The following is an 18,821-nucleotide window of genomic DNA, read 5'->3' on the forward strand; positions in this document are numbered from 1 at the left end:
CAGCGCCGTTCCATTCCAAAAGAACGAGACAGGGCAGACTATACCGGAAGACCTAATTGAATTACCTGCTAATATAGCAAATAAAGCGTCAATTTCTAGCTCCCGGGATCGCCGTCGGGTGCGTTCAGGACGGTCAGGAGCTCACTGATCATCATGGCTGTTGCGCCCCATATTTTGTATCCCTGCACCGTATAATGCGGCGCATGTACCTGTTCGCCACGGACTTGTATGTCACTGGAACCGATAATCTCAATATCAGAAATTTCTTTTAATTTGATCTCAAAAATATCTTCGACCTCGCGCGGGTCGGGGTAAAAGTCGGGGCGGTAAGGCATTGTCGCGATGACGGGCAGGACGTAGAAATTGCTCGCCGGGATAAACAATTCGGTAAGGATGCCTAGTATTTTCACATCATTCAGCCGAAGGCCGATTTCTTCCTGCGCTTCGCGTAAGGCGGTGCGTATGAGATTTTCGTCGGTCGGTTCGAAGCGTCCGCCCGGGAACGCCACTTGTCCTGAATGTACACCGTCGTAGGCCGGGCGCAGGATCAGCGGGAAATAAATTTCGTCTTTGTAAGGATAAAATAAAACCAGAACGGCGCTTTTGCGGGTGCGTGCGTTGGGTTTGAAAGTCAGTCTGAGCTTTGTAGAAGCCTGCATGATCCGGTGCGCTGATTCACCGGGCAGCGGATATTTCAGTTTTTGTGTGAGTGCATCAATAAATAAGGAAAAAGATCCCAAAGTGGCCATAGAGGCAGATTTTTGAGTAAGGTGTTGGTGTCAGTCCGCGTCATTTATACAAATATAACAATACAACGATGGATACCGAAGTTATTGGATTTTCTTGTTGGCGTATAGTTTTGCGAGTTGCTGGGCGCAGCGTTCGCCGTCCATGGCTGCCGACATGATGCCTCCGGCATAACCCGCTCCTTCGCCGCAGGGGAATAAGCCTTTCAGTTCGGGATGCTCGCAGGTTTCCGTTTCTCTCGGGATGCGAACAGGCGATGAAGTACGGCTTTCCACGCCGATTAACTGCGCATCGCCGGACAGATAGCCTCTCATTTTTTGTCCAAAATCAGAAAGTGCTTCGCTGAGTGGAAAGGCAATTTCAGCCGGAAGAACTTCACGGAGATCAACAGATTGCAAGCCGGGCTGGTAAGACGTTTCGCGCAGTTGTGACGACACTTTTCCTTTTACAAAATCCAATGCAAGCTGCGCAGGAGCTGTTTGGGTGGCGCCGGCAAACTGGCAGGCTGCCTGTTCAATTTCCTTCTGATAATGCAATCCAGCCAACGCGCCAAATTCCTTGTAAGGCAAGAGATCATGCTCTTCAATGGCAACCACGATGCCAGAATTAGCGTAAGGCGAATCGCGGCGGGAAGGCGACATGCCGTTTACGACCACTTCCCCGGAAGCCGTTGCCGCAGGCACAATGAACCCGCCCGGGCACATGCAAAACGAGAAAACACCCCGCTGAACGCCTTTATAGCGCGTTTGGGTTACCAAACTATATGATGCAGCGGGCAAATAAGGTCCCCGATCCTTTTCGCAATGATACTGGATCTTATCAATGGTGTTTTGCGGATGCTCAATGCGCACGCCCATTGCAAATGACTTGCTTTCGATTAGGATCTTTTTCGCATCCAGCAATTCGTAAATATCCCGAGCCGAATGGCCCGTTGCCAGGATCACACCAATGCCTAAATGTTCCTTCTGATCATCGGTAATAACGCCATTCAGCGAGTTTTGGTCAATGATGAAATCTGTAACCTTTGTATCAAAGTGGATTTCGCCGCCTGCTTTCAGAATGCTTTCGCGCATTTCGGAAACCACAACAGGCAGTTTGTTGGTGCCGATGTGCGGGTGCGTGTCAATCAAAATTTGCTCGCTGGCGCCGTGGCCTACGAATATTTCCAGAACGCGTCGAATGTCCCCGCGCTTGTTCGAGCGCGTATATAATTTTCCATCCGAATAAGTCCCTGCGCCGCCTTCGCCGAAGCAGTAATTGGACTCAGGATTGACAATGTGGTCTTTATTAATAGCAGCCAGGTCGCGCCGTCTGGCACGCACATCTTTCCCTCTTTCAAAAATCACCGGCTTAATGCCCAGCTCGATCAACCGCAATGCTGCGAACATGCCCGCCGGGCCACATCCGATGATCAATGCCTGCGGCTTTTTGCTGACGTCCGGATAATCAAGTTGGAAACCAATGAGCGATGGCGGCGTTTCATTGACATAAACTTCTGCCTGCACATTGACTTTCACCTGTCGGCTGCGGGCGTCAATGGATTGGCGGGTTTTGCGGATAATGGGCGTGTCTGTTGAACGAAGCCGCAATTTTTTAATGATATGCTGACGAAAATTCTCGTCGTCCAGCGCGATTTCGGGCGCCAGTGTCAGTTGAAGCGTTTGATGCATTGCGAAAGGGATTTATCCTTTAATGCTGCAAAGGTAAGCAAGACGGTATTATTCTCCCGTTTTCACCTTTGATTAAAATTACCTGAACTCGCTAAACTGCCTTGTGTCATGACTATGGACCGGAGAACATTTATGAATTCACTGGCCGTCTCGGCCGGAGCCGCTTTTTTGCCCGAAACGGAAGGCATAGCACCCGCTTTTCCTATTTCCTGTAACCAATATTCATGGATTACTTTCTATGCTCGGGAGGGAAAAGACTGGGGCGCGAACCTGGATCAGTCGCTTAAAGAGTTCGCTTCAACGGGCCTGAAAGCATATGAACCCGCATTTACACAAGCCGATGAGGTGGCCAAGTTATTGCCGGTTCTGAAAAAATATCAGCTTGTAATGCCCTCGGTTTACGTGAACAGTTCGATGCATAAAGCCGATGAGGCAACGAAATCCATCGAGTCGGTGCTGGCGATCGCGGATGCATTGAAACCGGCTGATACAAAGATCATTGTGACCAATCCCAACCCGCTGCAATGGGGAGGTTCCGAAAATAAAAATGATGCCGAACTGGCGGAACAAGCTAAAAACCTCGACAAACTGGGTACTGAACTACAAAAACGGGGCATGACGCTTGCTTACCATACGCACGACGTGGAGTTACGGGCGGCAGCGCGTGAATTTCACCATATGCTGTTGGCAACAGACCCTAAAAATGTCTCACTCTGCCTGGACGTGCATTGGGTTTACCGCGGCTCGGCCAATTCGCAGGTTGCGCTTTTTGATATTGTTAAATTATATGGAAAAAGAATTGTGGAGCTGCATTTACGACAATCCAAAGATGGAATCTGGCAGGAGGCATTTTCCGATGGCGACATTGATTACCGCCGTCTCCTAACAACATTAAATTCAATGAATGTTAAGCCGCATCTTGTTTTGGAACAATGCCTTGAAAAGACTTCACCAAAAACAATGGATGCTGTGGAAGCGCATAAGAAAGACCTGCTTTATAGTGCTGAAATTTTCAAGGACTGGCTGAAATAATGCTGCCTATTTTATTGCTATAAACTTTCCTGCGCAACTTTCATCACAACCAAAACCCAGTATGACGGTTGTGGCTGTCAGATTACTGTAAGTCCAAGTGTGAGTGGGATAAGCGCTGCTGGAAGGTGCGCCGCTGAGTTCAATTTTTGAGTCGTTTAGAATTTTATATTTCGTATATGAATTGATAGAGGAATATAGCAGTCCTTTGGTTTCCTTAAAATCACCATTCGCCTTAAACTCCACAATGCTGGATTCTCCTTCTGAGGCTTTTTGAAACTTGCCGCTGCCATCGCCTGGATCATACAAAAATTCAATCATTTTCCATTTCCCTACCAGACCGTTATTTTCGACTTGGACATCGTTTTCTTTGCAGGAAAACATGCTGACAAACAAGAATGTCACGAATATTGAGTAGTGAATTTTCATGGATTTTTGATATTAAGGATTCAACTGGAAAGATGTAATTTCTGCAACATTGGTTGTAACTGTTATTATATTGTGTGTAGAAATTTGGAGTGCGTTTTGGGCTAGCCCGGATATCATGACAGAGAATCACCACACTATAACTAATTCAGAACATGGGAAAATTTGATAAGCTGATTTTAAAGTTGCTTTCCGGGTCTGCTGATAGCAATTTTAGTTTTGATGACCTAAGATTAGTTTTAATAAATCTGGGTTTTACAGAAAAAACGACAGGAGGAAGCCACAGAATTTTTTATAAGGAAAATATTGTGGAAATTGTAAATATTCAACCTGATGGAAATAAAGCTAAATCATATCAGGTGAAACAGGTGAGAGGGATTATTTTGAAATACAAACTTGTAAGTTATGAATAGCAAATACGAGTTAATTATGTATTGGAGCGAAGAGGATAAAACATTTGTTGTGGAAGTTCCGGAATTGCCAGGCTGCATGGCAGATGGCCCTACCCAAAGTGAAGCGTTACTGAACGTACAAATTGTGGTTGATCAATGGATTGAGACTGCCAAAGCGCTGGGAAGAGAAATTCCGAAACCCAAGGTAAGCTGATGTATGCTTGATCGACTCTAGCTCCATGCCAACCCCAGATTTCTTCAACATCTATGATCTGCTAACTACTGAGCAGCAACTGATTGTAAGTACTGTCAAAGACTTTTCGGACAGGGAAATAAAACCCATCATTGAGGACTATGCCCGGAAGGCGGAATTCCCTTTGCATTTGATTAAAAAGTTTGGTGAGATCGGTTTGTTCGGGGCGACGATCCCGCAGGAATATGGCGGTGGCGGTCTGGATTACATTAGTTATGGCTTAATGTGCCAGGAAATTGAAAGAGGCGATTCCGGCATGCGCTCGACGATTTCTGTGCAAAGCTCGCTGGTCATGTGGCCGGTTTTTGCGTTTGGATCAGAAGAGCAAAAACGTAAATATCTTCCCGGGTTGGCCACCGGAGAGCTGATCGGCTGCTTTGGATTAACCGAACCGGATCATGGCTCCAACCCTGCCGGCATGACGACCAGAATTTCGAAAACCGAAAACGGTTATTTGCTCAACGGCTCCAAAATGTGGATTTCCAATGCTCCATTTGCGGATATCGCAATCGTTTGGGCGCGCGATGATGACGGCAAAGTCCGTGGGCTGATTGCAGAACGCGGAATGGAAGGTTTTTCAACACCCGAAATTCATAACAAATGGTCATTAAGGGCGAGTGCGACCGGTGAGCTGGTTTTTGATAATGTATTTATTCCCGAAGAAAATATTTTACCCAATGCATCCGGACTGAAAGCGCCGCTGCTGTGTCTGGATAAGGCTCGTTACGGCATTGCCTGGGGCGTCATCGGTGCTGCGATGGACTGTTATGAAACCGCTGTCAAATATGCGGCAGAACGCATTCAGTTTGATAAACCCATTGCCGCTTTCCAATTGACACAAAAGAAATTAGCCGAAATGCTGACGGAAATTACCAAAGCGCAGCTCCTGGCGTGGAGATTGGGCACATTAATGAACGAAGGAAAAGCAACAACCACGCAAATCTCGATGGCAAAGCGCAATAATGTGGCCATGGCACTGAATGTGGCGAGAGAATGCCGTCAAATCCTGGGTGCAATGGGCATTTCGGGCGACTATCCGATCATGCGGCATGTAATGAACCTGGAATCGGTGATCACTTACGAGGGAACGCATGACATTCATTTACTGATCCTGGGTGCAGAAATTACGGGCATTCAAGCATTTAAATAGCTGTCGGCATTCGGCTGTCGGCTGTGGAGGATATGTTTTGCAGGTCTTTTGTAGTTTGTCTTGATCCGTCATGAGACCAGCCTGGCGCTTTAATCAGGTAATTGAGCTTTGTCCTGAGGTTTGTTTTTTGTTTAAAATCCTTTCCTATTTCCCTCCACTCATGCAAAACGGTGTTGGCCAGGCCCGCGTTTTCAATGGGTTTTGTCAAGCCGTAAACAGGCGGAACGGTTTCCAGCTCTTCCTGAAATGTGCCGAAAATGCGGTCCCAGATGATCAGGCACATGCCCATATTTTTATCCAGATACTGCACATTGCTTGCGTGGTGAACACGGTGATGAGAAGGGGTTACGAAAAGATATTCCAGCCAGCCAAGTTTGCCAACGTATTCGGTATGCACAATAATGCCGTAAATCTGCGTCAAAGAATACATAATGATAATATCCGCGGGATTGAAGCCGATCACTGCAAGCGGGATGAAATATACAAACCGGTAAAGTGGCTGAAAAACAGACGAGCGAAAACCGGTCGTCAAATTAAAATGCTGGGAAGAATGATGCGTCACATGCACGGCCCAAAATAATCGGCAATGATGGTCCACGTAATGCAATGTATAAAATGCCAGATCTTCCAAAAGGAATAAACTGAACCAGTAAAAAAATGGATTGGCAACCGCCGTTTTGAAACCCATATTATAAAACCAGATCAGCACGCCCACATAAGCCGTCCTGAACAAGAGGTCAATGCCGCCGTTGAGGAGCATTAAAGAAGCATTGGTAATTGTATCTTTAAAGTTGTAGGAAGCGCGTGGACTGCCATGGTCGTGCGAGGGCCGGTAAGTCAGAAAAATTTCGACGCAGATCAGCAACAGATAAAACGGAGTGGAGACTTTTAAAAGAAAATCCTCAAACTCATATGTGCCAGGCATAGCAGTGACGTCAGATATTCACAAAGATAATTCGGAACGTGGTGGTAAGGTTTGCGAATTTAAATTCTAAGCTATTTCTAATCCAGCTTTTAACTGACTTAATTACCATCCATAATAAGACATTCAACTGCGCCGAAGCCCCTATTCCGTGGGGTTTTTAGTTGATCATCCTCTTTAATGCTTTCCTTAGTTCTTCGTTTTTATGGCGTTTTTGTAGGATCGTGGGGGCTGCGATTCTTTCACGGCAGTCGAAGAGCGAGCAGCGTTCGCAGGTTTGGTTTACTTCTCTCGCCACCAGGAACGGGTCATCCAGAAACTGTAATTTCTCCCTTGTAGGCGCATCCAGATAAATGCCCATTGATACGCTCACATTGAGGCCAGGAGTAGGGGACATAGGCAGGGCAAAACTGATCACCAGATATTCATCCCGCGTGTCCAGATAAGTGGATTTCTGCGCTTTGCAAAGAATGCCCGGCTGCTCTTTTCGCCTGATCACGTCACCCAGATCATTCAAGATGGTCAATGCGACCCAGCGCCTGCAATAATGTTCGTCCTTAACCGTGTGCGGATAATGTTTGCGGGAAATGTGCATTTCCTTGGTCATATCAAAAATATTCTGACCGACGAAATTGTTGAAACGGGAAAAAAAGATCTGGTTAATGCCAAAATAACGCGGCAGGATGTTGCTTAGCCTGTAACAAAATGACTCCGGCGTTGTATTAAACCTGTGAATGAGGTCGATCAGCTGTTGCGGTTGCCACATTTTTTGTTCAAAAACGGCTGCAACTGCGGGCACAAGCAGGCTTCTCTTAATGATAATGGCACTGGAAAAATAGGAAGCTTTAAAGTTGTTAAGTAGCTGTTCAAACGATTCCGCTTCCACTAATGCCGTGGTATGCAGCCTGTTTTTCAGATTTAAATACAAATACCCGATTTCCCGCCCGAAGATAAACCCCCGCTGCACCGAAGAAAGGTGATTATTCATCAGCAAACGATTGCCATTGGGGCTGGTAATGGTCAGGGAACGAACGCTGGAAAACTCCGGATTCGCCTTTTCATTGATGTTTTCAATCGAATAATTAAAGCGCGATTTCAGGATTTCAGCGAGGTCTTTTTCATCCAGGATCTGATTTTGATCCACATTATTTTCTATTAAAAAACGCTCTGCTTCCAGCTCGATGTCCTCAAAATAATTGTCGTGCATTTCCTGATAGGTGCGCAGTGCCGAGAAATAGAACTTCTCAATCGACATATTATAATTACGCGCGATTTCGATCAGCGTCCCAACAAATGCACTGATTTTGGCCGGCGCGTCGGAAAGGATTTCAAGCAGGTTGGCAGGATCTATTCCAAAAAGTTCGAGTGGTAGTTCGGTGAGCACATTGGAGCTCAGCAGGTCGGAAATTGGTTCGAGGCGTTTCGTAAGTTTGAGGGAAACGAGCGTGTCGTAATCCACATCCATAGCCGAGGCCAGGGCAATAATCTTGTCGGATTTTGGGTATTTTTTGCCTTTTTCAATTTCATTAATATAAGAAATAGACAACCCCGATTTTTGAGAAAGCTCACTGAGTGACATTCCTTTGTCCAGTCGCAGCTGTTTAAGCTTCAACCCGAAAACCAACCTTACATTATCTGTATTTATCGCCACTTTGCTGTGTTAATCCGCCTGTAATGTATGATTTCGCACACAGGCAATTTAGGTAAAGAAATGCAAAAGTAGAAATCGCGTGAAGATTCATGACAATGTGCTAAAACAAAAAACGGGACCCGCTGTAACACCGGTCCCGTCTATATCATTCCGTTTTTTGGATCAAAAAATCGCAAAGCCAAGCGTTGCTTGGAACAAATTGCTCTTTTTGCCAAATTGCGAAGCAGTTGTAGCATTATCAAATTCAACTTTCACAATGTCCGTGAAATTGCCTTCATAACGCACATCCAGGCTCAACCTTCCAAAGTCAACGCCCACACCTGCCTGGTAACCATAAGCAAGGCGATTTTTGAATTCCGCAGAGTTTTCGCCCGTGATCACATCGAACGAATCACCGATTTTGCCATTGTTCGATAATCTCAGCGAAGCCATCGGGCCAACATTGATACGGAAGAACTTTGCAACTCTCACCCCAAACAGGATCGGCACATCAAGGTTTGAAAAACGAACATCAACCTTTCCATTCGAATCCTGCACGCCGTCTTCATATACATTGAAACGACCTCCTTTTTGTGATAATAAAATCTCGGGCTGGATATAGAATGTTTTCCCAAAACGGAAAAATACACCTCCTGCAAAACCCAGCGAACGGTTATCGTTGTCTTTGAAATTGAACGGATTATTGCCCGAAGCAAGCGTTAGGTCATTACTTCCATTGATGTTGGATAAGTTGGCTCCCGCCTTGATCCCGAATCTGAAAGCCGGGTCGTATTGTGCTGTCGCCGCATAGCTTATCATCATCAAACACAGCGCAATCATAAAGTTTTTCATGTTGATTTTCAGTTAGTAGATATATATTTTATTAATAAAAAATCTTAAAAACCCGTGCCTGCAAGCAATACCCGTAATTGCTTTCGAAATGGGAATTACTTTCTACAAAGGGTTAATGATGGCGGGAATCATGATGTAATGTGGAAGGGGTAAACCTTATTACGAGCAAAAACGCTATTTTTGCGGGCAGTTTGAAATTCGGCAAGGCAGAAAGCCAGCCCCTATCGGAATAAGGAAATATAAAAAGTTATGAGTGATTACAGTCACAGGGAAATAGAGCAGAAATGGCAGCAATATTGGGAGAGCCAGGGCACATTTAATGTTGATAACCAATCAAATCTTCCCAAATATTATGTGTTGGATATGTTCCCGTATCCTTCGGGAGCCGGATTGCACGTGGGACACCCGCTGGGATACATCGCGTCCGACATTTATTCCCGTTACAAAAGGCTGAAAGGGTTTAACGTTTTGCATCCTATGGGATTCGACAGCTTCGGTCTTCCGGCTGAGCAGTATGCCATCCAGACTGGCCAGCACCCGGCCATCACGACCGAGCAGAACATCACGCGCTACATTGAGCAATTGAAAAACCTGGGTTTCAGCTACGACTGGAAGCGTGAAGTGCGCACGTCGGAACCTGACTATTACAAATGGACGCAATGGATCTTCGCCGAGCTTTTCAAGAGCTGGTATAACAAAGACTCTGACAAAGCAGAGCCGATTGCATCATTGATTTCTATTTTTGAAAAAAGTGGAAATAAAGGTGTTAATGCGCCTTGCGATGAGGATACACCTATTTTTACAGCAGAAGAATGGAACAGCTGGTCAGAAGAAGATCAGTATAAATTAACATTGAAATACAGGCTTACCTATGTTGCGGATGCGACGGTAAACTGGTGCGCTGGACTGGGTTCTGTGCTTTCCAATGATGAAGTAAAAGACGGCGTTTCAGAGCGTGGCGGATTTCCTGTTGTTCAGAAACTGATGCGCCAGTGGATGATGCGCATCACTGCTTATGCACAGCGTTTGATCGACGGATTGGACACGATCGACTGGACCGAATCGCTGAAAGAGCAGCAACGCAACTGGATCGGCAGATCTGTGGGTGCGTTGGTGAAGTTTGGCATAGATGGACATGAGAATGTGATCGAAGTTTTTACAACCCGCGTAGATACGATTTATGGCGTCACTTTCATGGTGCTAGCGCCTGAACATGAGCTTGTTGATATCATTACAACGCCGGAGCAGCGCGGTGATATTGATGCCTACATTGCTTCAACCAAGAAAAAATCGGAGCGTGACCGGATGTCGGATGTGAAAACGGTTTCTGGCGCATTCACGGGTGCTTATGCGGTGAATCCTTTTAATGATGAAAAAATCCCTGTTTATATAGCAGATTATGTGTTGGCAGGTTACGGAACAGGCGCCGTTATGGCAGTTCCGTCGGGCGACCAGCGCGACTGGAATTTTGCGCAACATTTTAATCTGCCGATCATTCCCATTCTGGATTCACAAAAAGAAACGGAAACGCAGGCAGATTCAACAAAGGAAGGTCATTATATCAATTCCGGCATCATTAACGGCATGACTTTTCATGAAGCCAACAAGGTTTTAATTAACTGGCTTGAAGAAAGAGGGATTGGAAAAGGCAAAATCAACTATCGTTTGCGCGACGCGGTTTTCAGCCGTCAGCGTTACTGGGGCGAGCCTGTGCCTGTTTTTTATAAAAATGACAGCACCGGACAGCCGCTTCCTTACTTATTGGAAGAAAACGAATTGCCTTTAAACCTGCCGGAGGTTGACAAATATTTGCCAACAGAAAACGGCGAGCCGCCTTTAGGCCGCGCGCAGGATTGGGCGCATGGCTCGGGCAATGGTTACGAGCTGAGCACCATGCCGGGATGGGCGGGAAGCAGCTGGTATTGGTATCGCTATATGGATCCGAAAAATCATGAAGAGTTCGCTTCCAGGGAATCGATCGATTACTGGCGCGACGTGGATTTGTACATTGGAGGAACCGAGCATGCAACCGGACATTTGTTGTACAGCCGTTTTTGGAACAAGTTTCTGAAAGATCGCGGTTTTGTGCCCGAGGAAGAGCCATTCAAAAAACTGATCAACCAGGGAATGATCCAGGGCCGCAGCAATTTTGTGTATCGGGTAAAAGGCGATGATTACAGCAGTCCTGTTTTTGTAAGTGCTGGTTTGCGTTCTGAATATGATGTTTCCGCATTGCACGTGGATGTTAATATCGTGGAGAATGATGTTTTGGATGTTGAGAAGTTCAAAGCAACACGCCGCGACATTGTAGGCGAGAACCCGTCATTTATCCTGGAAGATGGTAAGTATGTATGTGGTGTGGAGGTTGAGAAAATGTCAAAATCCAAGTTCAATGTGGTTAACCCCGACGACATTGTGGAGCGTTACGGAGCGGACACATTGCGTTTGTATGAAATGTTTTTAGGGCCGTTGGAACAGGCTAAGCCCTGGAATACCAATGGGATAGACGGAACATATCGTTTTATCCGCAAGCTTTGGCGGTTATTTTATAATGACGCGGGACAATGGATGGTGAAGGACGTTCCCGCTAAACCCGAAGAGCTGAAAATCCTGCATAAGACGATCAAGAAAATTGAGGAAGACATTGAAAACTTCTCATTCAATACTGCAGTAAGTGCTTTTATGGTGTGTGTGAATGAGTTGGGTGCTGTTAAATGTCAGAGTAAAGCGGTTTTGCAAGAACTGGTCATTTTGCTTTCACCATATGCTCCGCACATCAGCGAAGAGTTGTGGGATCTGTTGGGCAATGAGAAGGGAATGATTTCAAAAGCGACTTTCCCGAAATGGGAGTTGCAGCACGTTACCGATTCTGTTTTCGAATATCCGATCCAAATTAATGGTAAAGTACGGGCTTCGCTCACTTTTGCTTTGGACACGCCGGCATCTGACATTGAGCGGGAAGTTTTAGCCGACGAAACCGTTCAACGCTGGATGGAAGGTAAAGCTGCGAAGAAAGTGATCGTTGTTCCGAAGCGGATCGTGAATGTTGTGATCTGACGCTGGTTTAAATATATCCATGCAAAAGGGCCGCTGTTGTTGGACTGAACCCCAAAAGTTGGACGAGTTAAGATTTAACGATTAGTGTGATGAGCCCGGTATTGAGCCGGGCTCATTCCATTTAAATTAAGCCTGATCCTATCTTTGTTGTAATAGTGAATGTAATCTTTGATGTCTTTTTTGAGCTCATCAATGCTTTGATATTTGTTCAGGTAGAACAATTCCGATTTAATTGTTCCAAAAAAGTTTTCAATAATAGCGTTGTCCAGGCAATTGCCTTTTCTGGACATACTTTGGGTAATGCCTTTTGATTTGAGCATTTTTTGATATTCACTCATTTGGTATTGCCATCCCTGATCCGAATGTAGCACCAGGCTTTCTGGCTTATTTATCTTTTTAAATGCGGTTTTGAGCATTTGTGTGACTTGTTTGAAATTAGCCGATTCAGATAGGCTATAACTGATGATTTCTCCATTAAAGAGATCAATAATAGGAGATAGAAAAAGTTTTTTGTCTTTCACCCTGAACTCAGAGACATCCGTTGCCCATTTCTGTGATGGCTTTATAGATTTAAAATCCCTGTTGAGGATGTTGGGCGCTACCTTGCCTGTCTGACCTTTGTAAGAGCGGTACTTTTTGGCGCGGACCAGCGATTTAAGGTCCATGGCCTTCATCAGCTTTAAGACCGTTTTATGGTTGATGTTGCTGCCCATCTTACGGATAGTCATTGTAATGCGACGGTAGCCGAACCTTCCCTTATGCCGATCATAAACTTGCCTGATCTGCCTTCGCGCGTCTTTATACTTGCTGTCGGCAGCGCTATTTTTAATATGGTAGTAGAAATTACTTCTGGGTATTTCAAAGAGGTCCAAAAGCAATTCAAGCGGGTATTTCTGCCTTAACCCATGGATTGTCAACGCTTTTTCTTTTGCGCAGCTTCCTTCTCGCGGATTAAGGCATCCAGCTTTTTTAGCAAGTCATTCTCTGCCCTCAGGCGCAGGTTCTCGTTTTCGAGCTCCTCCAATCGGGTCAATGGACCGTATGTTTTAATGATCTTGGGTTTGTTTTTCATAGACCTGGGCCTGCCACGGGCCGTGATAAAACCATCTATACCAAACTGCTCATACTGCCTGATCCAGACATGTAAAGTACTCATGCTGGGTATTTTAAATTTGAAGCAGCACTCATTCAAAGATAAGCCCTGGTTCTGATAAGCATGCACGACTTGTTGCTTAAATTCTTTTGTGTAATTGTGCCCGTATTGCGGCAAAAGGCTTGAACCCCCGCCTTGCTTATAATGTCCAATCCATTTTTGCACACTGGATTTAGCAATCTTAAAGCGTCTGGATAATTCATTGATACCATCACCGGCTAGATAGGCTTTAACGACCTTTAGCCTGAAAGCTACACTGTGTTTTCTGTTTTTGCCCATAAAAAAGCCCCCAAGAAGTGTCTAACTTTTTGGGGGCAGTGCATGTTGAACAGCGGCCCTTTCTTTTATTTTTCTAGCTAATTTTTATTCTTTCATGGCTCATGTTGCTGGCTGATTACCGAAGGCTGATCGCGCGTTGGGTAAATTGTTCGGCCACTTCAATTGTTTTGCTGTATCGTTCACCATTGCTGAAAATTTCAATTGTATAATTTCCTGCTGGTAATGTGTTGATATCTAGTATTTTTCTGATTTTATCGACTTTTCTGTTAAGCGTTTCGTGGTAAATGGCTTTGCCACTTTTATCGGTCAATGTCAGTATGGCATTGGAGTCATTGTACTTATCTACACTTACAAACAGCTTGTGGCTTTTGCTTACAAAAATACCGGTCCCAAAACCGACCACTTTTTTATTTTCTTTTTCGTCGGCAAATGTGTTAAAAGCGAAAGAAGCAACGAAGGCAATTACTAATGCGAAGGTTCTGATTGAAGTTTTCATGGCTAACAGTTATTTAAGGTTCTGATCTTTTGTTCCGTTTGGACATGACAAACATAATGCGATGGCAGGTACTATGTATAGCATAGTACATGAGTGGTTGAATAGTAAAATGAGTGGTAGAATGGTGCTTAAATAAATAACTTGGATAAGCTGAGTTAGGGAAAAACATTATAAATGTCCTTGCGATGTGCTATTCTGGCTAGCTCCACGATGTCATTTTCAACAAAAATCCCAACACGGTAATCACCGATACGGATTCTGTAAGCGTTTGAAAAGCCTTTCAATTTCTTCGTATGGGGAATGTCTTTCAGTGAGTCCGCATCTTCGAGAGATTTGATGAGTTCGGTGAGTGCGAGCTTGATAGCGGGCTTTTTAAGGTTGTCCAGATCTTTGGAAAACTTCCTTAGGAATTCAACTTTCAATGATTTTCAGTTTCTGCATAATTTCTTCACGCGAAACCTTTTGACTGCGGTCAGTTTCGCGCATCAGCATTGTGAGACCAGCATCTTCTAATTGTTCTTCGGAGAGAATCTTTGAAGTGATATTTGACTTTTCAAGAAAGTCGGAGAGGAGCTTCAACTCTTCGCTGTTCCGTGGATTGATGAGAATAGATTCCATGCCTTTTTTTATTCTAAAATAATAAGAAACTTGTCATATAGCAAGGGAGCAATTTTTCACAGGCTGCTTTGAGCAGGCAATCGGTTTTAAAGCTCAATTCAAACAGCGATCTTTTGTACTTTTGCGCGGTATGGCAAAAAGGAAAGTTCGGGCTTCGGCGGCCAAAGCAAAGTATTTGAAACCATTACCGGCAAAGGGCTGGGCGATCATTGCCGGGGTGATTTTGTTTATCGGTGCGCTGATCTGGTGGAGTGATAAGAAGGATGTAAATAAATGGGAGTTCATCGCCAAGTTCGGCATCAAGCTGCCGCTTCGCTACGCCATTCACGGTATTGACGTCTCACACCACAATGCAAAAATCAATTGGGACAAACTGAAAAAAACGCGTTCCGAGAACATTGGGATAGATTTCGTCTACATAAAGGCCACAGAAGGCGCAACGCATTTAGACCGACAATTCAAGCGGAACTGGACCGAAGCGAAGCGGGTCGGGATGCGCCGGGGCGCTTATCACTTTTATAATCCAAGGGTAATGTCAGACAGGCAGGTCCGGAATTTCATCGGGCAAGTGCGGATGGAGCCGGGCGATCTGCCGCCTGTTCTCGACCTCGAAACACACGCCAACAAGCCGGACGACATCATTATAAAAGGCGTTAAAAACTGGCTGGAACAAATTGAAGCACATTACGGCGTGAAACCGATCATTTACGTCAACGAATATTTTTACAAAAAATACATTGCCGGAAATTTTGATGAATATCCCCTCTGGCTAGCCGGTTATTCCCGCACGCACCTGGACGACCTGGCATCCGACGCGCACGTGCTCTTCTGGCAACACAGCGAAAAAGGCTGGGCGGATGGGATCAGAGGGTTTGTGGACTATAATGTGTTTTTGCACGAACCGGAAGACTGGCAGAACTTGGCAAACTAGCACCTTGTCAGCCTGAGCGGAGTCGAAGGCACGCTACTCCTGGGTAACGTGCCTTCGACTCCGCTGACAAGGTGAGTAGGCGCTCAGGCCGACAAGTCGCGTGGGCGCTTGAACTGACAAGCTTACAACAGCGGCTCCTGCTGACTTAAACAGTGGAAGCTTCCCTGTCCCCAAATGATCTCTGTTGCTTCCAGCGGGATGATCCTTCTGTCCGGAAACGCTTTTTCAAGAATGTCAATGGCAACCTGGTCATTGGGGTTTTTGAAAACAGGCACAATAACACCAGCATTACAAATCAAAAAATTCGCATACGAACCCGGCGTGCGGAAATCGTCGATGATGACGGCTTTGGGCATTGGGATTTCGATGATATTGAGCTGCTTACCATTAACCAGACGCATGCCTTTCAGCATTTGCAGATTGGTTTTCAATATTTCAAAATTCTCATCATTCGGATCGTGCTCGACACAGGCAATAACCGTGTCTTCATTGATAAAACGCGTGGTGTCGTCAATGTGGCCATCTGTATCGTCGCCGACAATGCCGCCTTCAACCCAGAGAATTTGCTCGATTCCGTAATATTGGCAGAGGATCGCTTCGATCTGGCCTTGGTTTAAATGCGGGTTCCGGTTTGGGTTTAGCAGGCAAGACTTGCTGGTTAGCAGGCTTCCGGCTCCGTTGAATTCCACCGCGCCGCCTTCGATAATGATCCCGGGGTTGAATACAGGCAGGTTCAAATAATTGGCAATGGCTTCCGGTGTCCGGTTATCATCGTCGTAGGGTGGATATTTGCCTCCCCATGCATTATGTCCCCAGTTTACGATTGCTTTTTCTTTTGTTTTTTCATTAATAACAAAAGAAGGCCCGTGATCCCTGCACCAGGCATCATTAGTTGGCTTAACTACAAATTCAATCCTGGCAAGGTCAACGCCTGTGCGATCGAGTTCATTTGTAATAAATTCTTTAAGGTTGGTATCATTGGCAATGATCCCGACATTTTCGCCCTGGCTGATGGCCTTGATGAAAGCAAGATATTGCGGACGCATCTTAGCAAGCCTTTCGTCCTGCCAGGAAGCCTCGTTATGCGGAAATGTAAGCCAGGTGGCGCGGTGAGGAAACCATTCGGCTGGAAACGTAAAACCGAGTTCCCCCGGCGTCAATGAAGTGTTTATATCAGGCACAATTGAAAAAGTCATATGAGGGTGCAAAGGTCGGAAAGGTTTTGCTGACTGGCAATTGCAAAATGATAATGTATAAGACAAAAAAACGGGATGCAGTTGCCTACATCCCGTGGGGGAAAGTTGAGTAAATCAATTTTACTGGGCAACCATCACATTGTCTACCAGATACGTGCCGTCTTCCGTTTCGAGGTTGTAGGCCTTTGAAACAAACCTGGCATTTTCTTTAACCGCGCCCACCTTCCAGGACGAAACAATGCCGGTTGAAGGCTCGTAATGATACAGGATGTCATTTTTGCTCAGCTTTTTCAAGCGTTTTTTGCCTCTGTTGGTCTGCACGCGGTGGTTAGGCGTGGCTTCCAGCAGGAGGGCGGGGATCATTTTTGGGTCGTAATTGGCGATTCCGTCGACGGGACGAAGATAAATAGCAGTGAGTGAAAAGTCAGGTTTGTTATACACATCAATTTGTTTCACCTGCGTAGCCATACTTTTTCCACCCTTGCAGGTTTTTACATGTTCGCCCACCTTTATATCCGCAATCGATTTCACACTTCCGTCAGCCATTGTAACGGGAGCGTTATCCGAAAAATAACGATGTCTTTTCGTCTTCCTGGATACTTTGATGGTGACTTCTGATTTGACATTGTCGGTGGCTGGAAAATCGGTTTGGGCGATCAGATTGAATGAAAAAAGGGCTAGGACAGACGTTATTGCGAACTTGTGCATAAAATTGTATTTCGGTTGGAAGTCAGGCTTTTGACATTTTTACAAACACCTTACTTAAAGCGTTTGGTAATGCGCCAAGGACTATAAATATCATCCCGCTCGTAAGCAGCGTAGAGGTATGCGCGAAAAATGAGCCGGATGAAAGAATGGCGAGGATCAGGATTGTGGAAAATGGCAATGAGAATGCCAGTAGCAACACAGCCAGTTCCAGGTCAAATGTTCTCTTTTCCTTCGGCAAACCTTTGGCGTCTTCTCTTAAATTAAATGCTGAAATGTGGGCCAATGGCCAGAAGCTAGCGGCACTCAATGGAATCACAATCGCCAGCAAAATCATGGAAAGGTCCGTAATATGCAGCACGTAAATCATTCCGGCACTGATGATCATCGTAATGCCGGCGCGAAAAAATAAGATACTTGCGACAATGCGTTTCTTGCCTTCTTTAAGCTGCACGGCCAGTCCGATGAAGAGCAGAACCAAAGGCGTCATCATAGCGCTGGTTTTGTCGAAAATTTCGGTTACCACAAATGGCAATGAGCTGTAATTGATGCCCAGGCTCAACAGGATGATTGCGAGGAAAATAAGCAGGTTGATAGGCTCCTGAAACATGCTGGCAAACAAGCTTTTCAGTTTCCCCCCCATTTTAGTTTCCTTGTCATCGCTGTTTTTCAGGAACATGTTCATCGCAAGAATGTACAGCGAAATGAGCACAAAAAACTTGTTACCCACATCCGCCAGGGCCGCAATAGCAAGGCTTTTTTCACCCAGAAATTCTGCAATAAACGGGAAGCACGACAAACCGGGAGCAAGCGATGGAATAAGCATCATCATAGTCCTGCCAGTAGGGCTGTTTTTTTCAATACCAAATAATGAGAATGCAAGCGGCGCGGAAAAGAACATTAAGAAGTTGAAAACCAGTGTCACCAACGGAATGATGATCATGGACGAATCAATCTCAATCTTCATTAATGAAATAAAGATCGTAGAAGGCAATGCAACGGACAAAATGATTTCCTTAATCCCGTTCGTCTGGTCTTTATTCTTGAACTTCGATTTGAGTAGGAGCCCCAAACCGATTAATAATAAGAGTGTTATGGTCTTTTGCAATGCATCACTCATGATCAAAAGGGATTTGAATGGTCAATGGGATTTAAAGATTTAAGAGGGTAGGTGGGGTCGTTGGTGTTTTATAGGAGTGAAAATGTTCATAGTGCAATCACTTCGACTCCGCTCAGTGTGACAAGCTATCTCCGATCAGGCTGACAGTGCTTATGACACTGATAACAGCTTTGTCACGCTGAGCGGAGTCGAAGT

General features: G+C 45.3%; 20 protein-coding genes. 6 read left to right on the forward strand and 14 right to left on the reverse strand.

Features of this window, described 5'->3' with window-relative positions; translation table 11 throughout:
• Positions 1 to 95 precede the first annotated feature (95 nt).
• Positions 96 to 749 carry an NUDIX hydrolase gene (locus MUK70_RS29770; RefSeq protein WP_234658036.1) on the reverse strand — a complete coding sequence of 218 codons (654 nt, stop codon included), beginning with the start codon at positions 747 to 749 and terminating at the stop codon, positions 96 to 98.
• Positions 750 to 830: 81 nt separating this feature from the next.
• Positions 831 to 2,417 (reverse strand): NAD(P)/FAD-dependent oxidoreductase, encoded by a 1,587-nt coding sequence (locus MUK70_RS29775; RefSeq protein ID WP_234658037.1) that lies wholly within the window; start codon positions 2,415 to 2,417, stop codon positions 831 to 833.
• A 108-nt stretch (positions 2,418 to 2,525) separates the two neighbouring features.
• On the opposite strand from MUK70_RS29775, the gene MUK70_RS29780 reads away from it, so the two are divergent.
• Positions 2,526 to 3,449: a sugar phosphate isomerase/epimerase family protein gene (locus MUK70_RS29780; protein ID WP_244784581.1), complete on the forward strand. Its 924-nt coding sequence runs from the start codon at positions 2,526 to 2,528 to the stop codon at positions 3,447 to 3,449.
• A 6-nt stretch (positions 3,450 to 3,455) separates the two neighbouring features.
• On the opposite strand, the gene MUK70_RS29785 is transcribed toward MUK70_RS29780, so the two are convergent.
• Positions 3,456 to 3,875, reverse strand: a complete 420-nt coding sequence (locus MUK70_RS29785; protein WP_234658039.1) for a hypothetical protein — start codon at positions 3,873 to 3,875, stop codon at positions 3,456 to 3,458.
• Positions 3,876 to 4,027: 152 nt separating this feature from the next.
• Here MUK70_RS29785 and MUK70_RS29790 point away from each other — a divergent pair, with 152 nt between their 5' ends.
• From MUK70_RS29790 to MUK70_RS29800, 3 genes are read left to right on the forward strand one after another with little or no spacing between them, the layout of a single operon-like run.
• Entirely contained in the window at positions 4,028 to 4,285 is a 258-nt protein-coding gene (locus MUK70_RS29790) for a type II toxin-antitoxin system HicA family toxin (protein WP_234658040.1), read from the forward strand.
• On the forward strand, positions 4,278 to 4,478 hold the full coding sequence (locus MUK70_RS29795; protein ID WP_234658041.1) for a type II toxin-antitoxin system HicB family antitoxin: 201 nt from the start codon (positions 4,278 to 4,280) through the stop codon (positions 4,476 to 4,478). Before MUK70_RS29790 ends, MUK70_RS29795 begins: the two co-directional genes overlap by 8 nt.
• Before the next feature lie 25 nt (positions 4,479 to 4,503).
• The gene (locus tag MUK70_RS29800) at positions 4,504 to 5,667 is read left to right on the forward strand and encodes an acyl-CoA dehydrogenase family protein (RefSeq protein ID WP_234658043.1); all 1,164 of its coding nucleotides are present in this window, start codon (positions 4,504 to 4,506) and stop codon (positions 5,665 to 5,667) included.
• Here the strand turns inward: MUK70_RS29800 and MUK70_RS29805 are convergent.
• The 3 genes from MUK70_RS29805 to MUK70_RS29815 all read right to left on the reverse strand — a co-directional run bounded on the left by MUK70_RS29805 (position 5,660) and on the right by MUK70_RS29815 (position 9,071).
• On the reverse strand, positions 5,660 to 6,592 hold the full coding sequence (locus MUK70_RS29805) for a sterol desaturase family protein (protein ID WP_234658044.1): 933 nt from the start codon (positions 6,590 to 6,592) through the stop codon (positions 5,660 to 5,662). The two genes, MUK70_RS29800 and MUK70_RS29805, sit on opposite strands and share 8 nt — an antisense overlap.
• A gap of 157 nt (positions 6,593 to 6,749) precedes the next feature.
• Positions 6,750 to 8,240 carry a helix-turn-helix domain-containing protein gene (locus MUK70_RS29810; protein ID WP_234603631.1) on the reverse strand — a complete coding sequence of 497 codons (1,491 nt, stop codon included), beginning with the start codon at positions 8,238 to 8,240 and terminating at the stop codon, positions 6,750 to 6,752.
• Positions 8,241 to 8,402: 162 nt separating this feature from the next.
• The gene (locus tag MUK70_RS29815) at positions 8,403 to 9,071 is read right to left on the reverse strand and encodes a porin family protein (RefSeq protein ID WP_234603630.1); all 669 of its coding nucleotides are present in this window, start codon (positions 9,069 to 9,071) and stop codon (positions 8,403 to 8,405) included.
• Positions 9,072 to 9,320: 249 nt separating this feature from the next.
• Between MUK70_RS29815 and leuS the strand changes: the two genes are divergently transcribed.
• Positions 9,321 to 12,128 carry a leucine--tRNA ligase gene (gene leuS, locus MUK70_RS29820; RefSeq protein ID WP_234658045.1) on the forward strand — a complete coding sequence of 936 codons (2,808 nt, stop codon included), beginning with the start codon at positions 9,321 to 9,323 and terminating at the stop codon, positions 12,126 to 12,128.
• A gap of 74 nt (positions 12,129 to 12,202) precedes the next feature.
• Here the strand turns inward: leuS and MUK70_RS29825 are convergent, their stop codons facing one another.
• The 5 genes from MUK70_RS29825 to MUK70_RS29845 form a co-directional block, all read right to left on the reverse strand.
• The gene (locus tag MUK70_RS29825) at positions 12,203 to 13,045 is read right to left on the reverse strand and encodes an IS3 family transposase (protein WP_244784531.1); all 843 of its coding nucleotides are present in this window, start codon (positions 13,043 to 13,045) and stop codon (positions 12,203 to 12,205) included.
• Positions 13,042 to 13,560: a helix-turn-helix domain-containing protein gene (locus tag MUK70_RS29830; protein ID WP_234658927.1), complete on the reverse strand. Its 519-nt coding sequence runs from the start codon at positions 13,558 to 13,560 to the stop codon at positions 13,042 to 13,044. Before MUK70_RS29830 ends, MUK70_RS29825 begins: the two co-directional genes overlap by 4 nt.
• A gap of 115 nt (positions 13,561 to 13,675) precedes the next feature.
• Positions 13,676 to 14,056: a T9SS type A sorting domain-containing protein gene (locus tag MUK70_RS29835; RefSeq protein WP_234656498.1), complete on the reverse strand. Its 381-nt coding sequence runs from the start codon at positions 14,054 to 14,056 to the stop codon at positions 13,676 to 13,678.
• A 155-nt stretch (positions 14,057 to 14,211) separates the two neighbouring features.
• Positions 14,212 to 14,478, reverse strand: a complete 267-nt coding sequence (locus MUK70_RS29840) for a type II toxin-antitoxin system RelE family toxin (protein WP_234603625.1) — start codon at positions 14,476 to 14,478, stop codon at positions 14,212 to 14,214.
• Positions 14,468 to 14,674, reverse strand: a complete 207-nt coding sequence (locus MUK70_RS29845) for a hypothetical protein (protein WP_234603623.1) — start codon at positions 14,672 to 14,674, stop codon at positions 14,468 to 14,470. The genes MUK70_RS29840 and MUK70_RS29845 overlap by 11 nt, the downstream gene beginning before the upstream one ends.
• Before the next feature lie 130 nt (positions 14,675 to 14,804).
• Here MUK70_RS29845 and MUK70_RS29850 point away from each other — a divergent pair, with 130 nt between their 5' ends.
• A complete protein-coding gene (locus tag MUK70_RS29850) occupies positions 14,805 to 15,605 on the forward strand; it encodes a glycoside hydrolase family 25 protein (protein WP_234603622.1) in 801 nt (266 codons plus the stop codon).
• A 122-nt stretch (positions 15,606 to 15,727) separates the two neighbouring features.
• Here the strand turns inward: MUK70_RS29850 and MUK70_RS29855 are convergent, their stop codons facing one another.
• The 3 genes from MUK70_RS29855 to MUK70_RS29865 all read right to left on the reverse strand — a co-directional run bounded on the left by MUK70_RS29855 (position 15,728) and on the right by MUK70_RS29865 (position 18,626).
• Entirely contained in the window at positions 15,728 to 16,801 is a 1,074-nt protein-coding gene (locus MUK70_RS29855; protein ID WP_234656499.1) for an agmatine deiminase family protein, read from the reverse strand.
• 120 nt (positions 16,802 to 16,921) lie between these two features.
• Positions 16,922 to 17,509, reverse strand: coding sequence for a Hint domain-containing protein (locus MUK70_RS29860; RefSeq protein WP_234656500.1), 588 nt, complete (start codon positions 17,507 to 17,509; stop codon positions 16,922 to 16,924).
• A gap of 22 nt (positions 17,510 to 17,531) precedes the next feature.
• Positions 17,532 to 18,626 (reverse strand): AEC family transporter, encoded by a 1,095-nt coding sequence (locus MUK70_RS29865; protein ID WP_234606931.1) that lies wholly within the window; start codon positions 18,624 to 18,626, stop codon positions 17,532 to 17,534.
• Positions 18,627 to 18,821: the final 195 nt, after the last annotated feature.

The organism is Dyadobacter chenwenxiniae, assembly GCF_022869785.1.
Classification (GTDB): Bacteria; Bacteroidota; Bacteroidia; order Cytophagales; family Spirosomataceae; genus Dyadobacter; species Dyadobacter chenwenxiniae.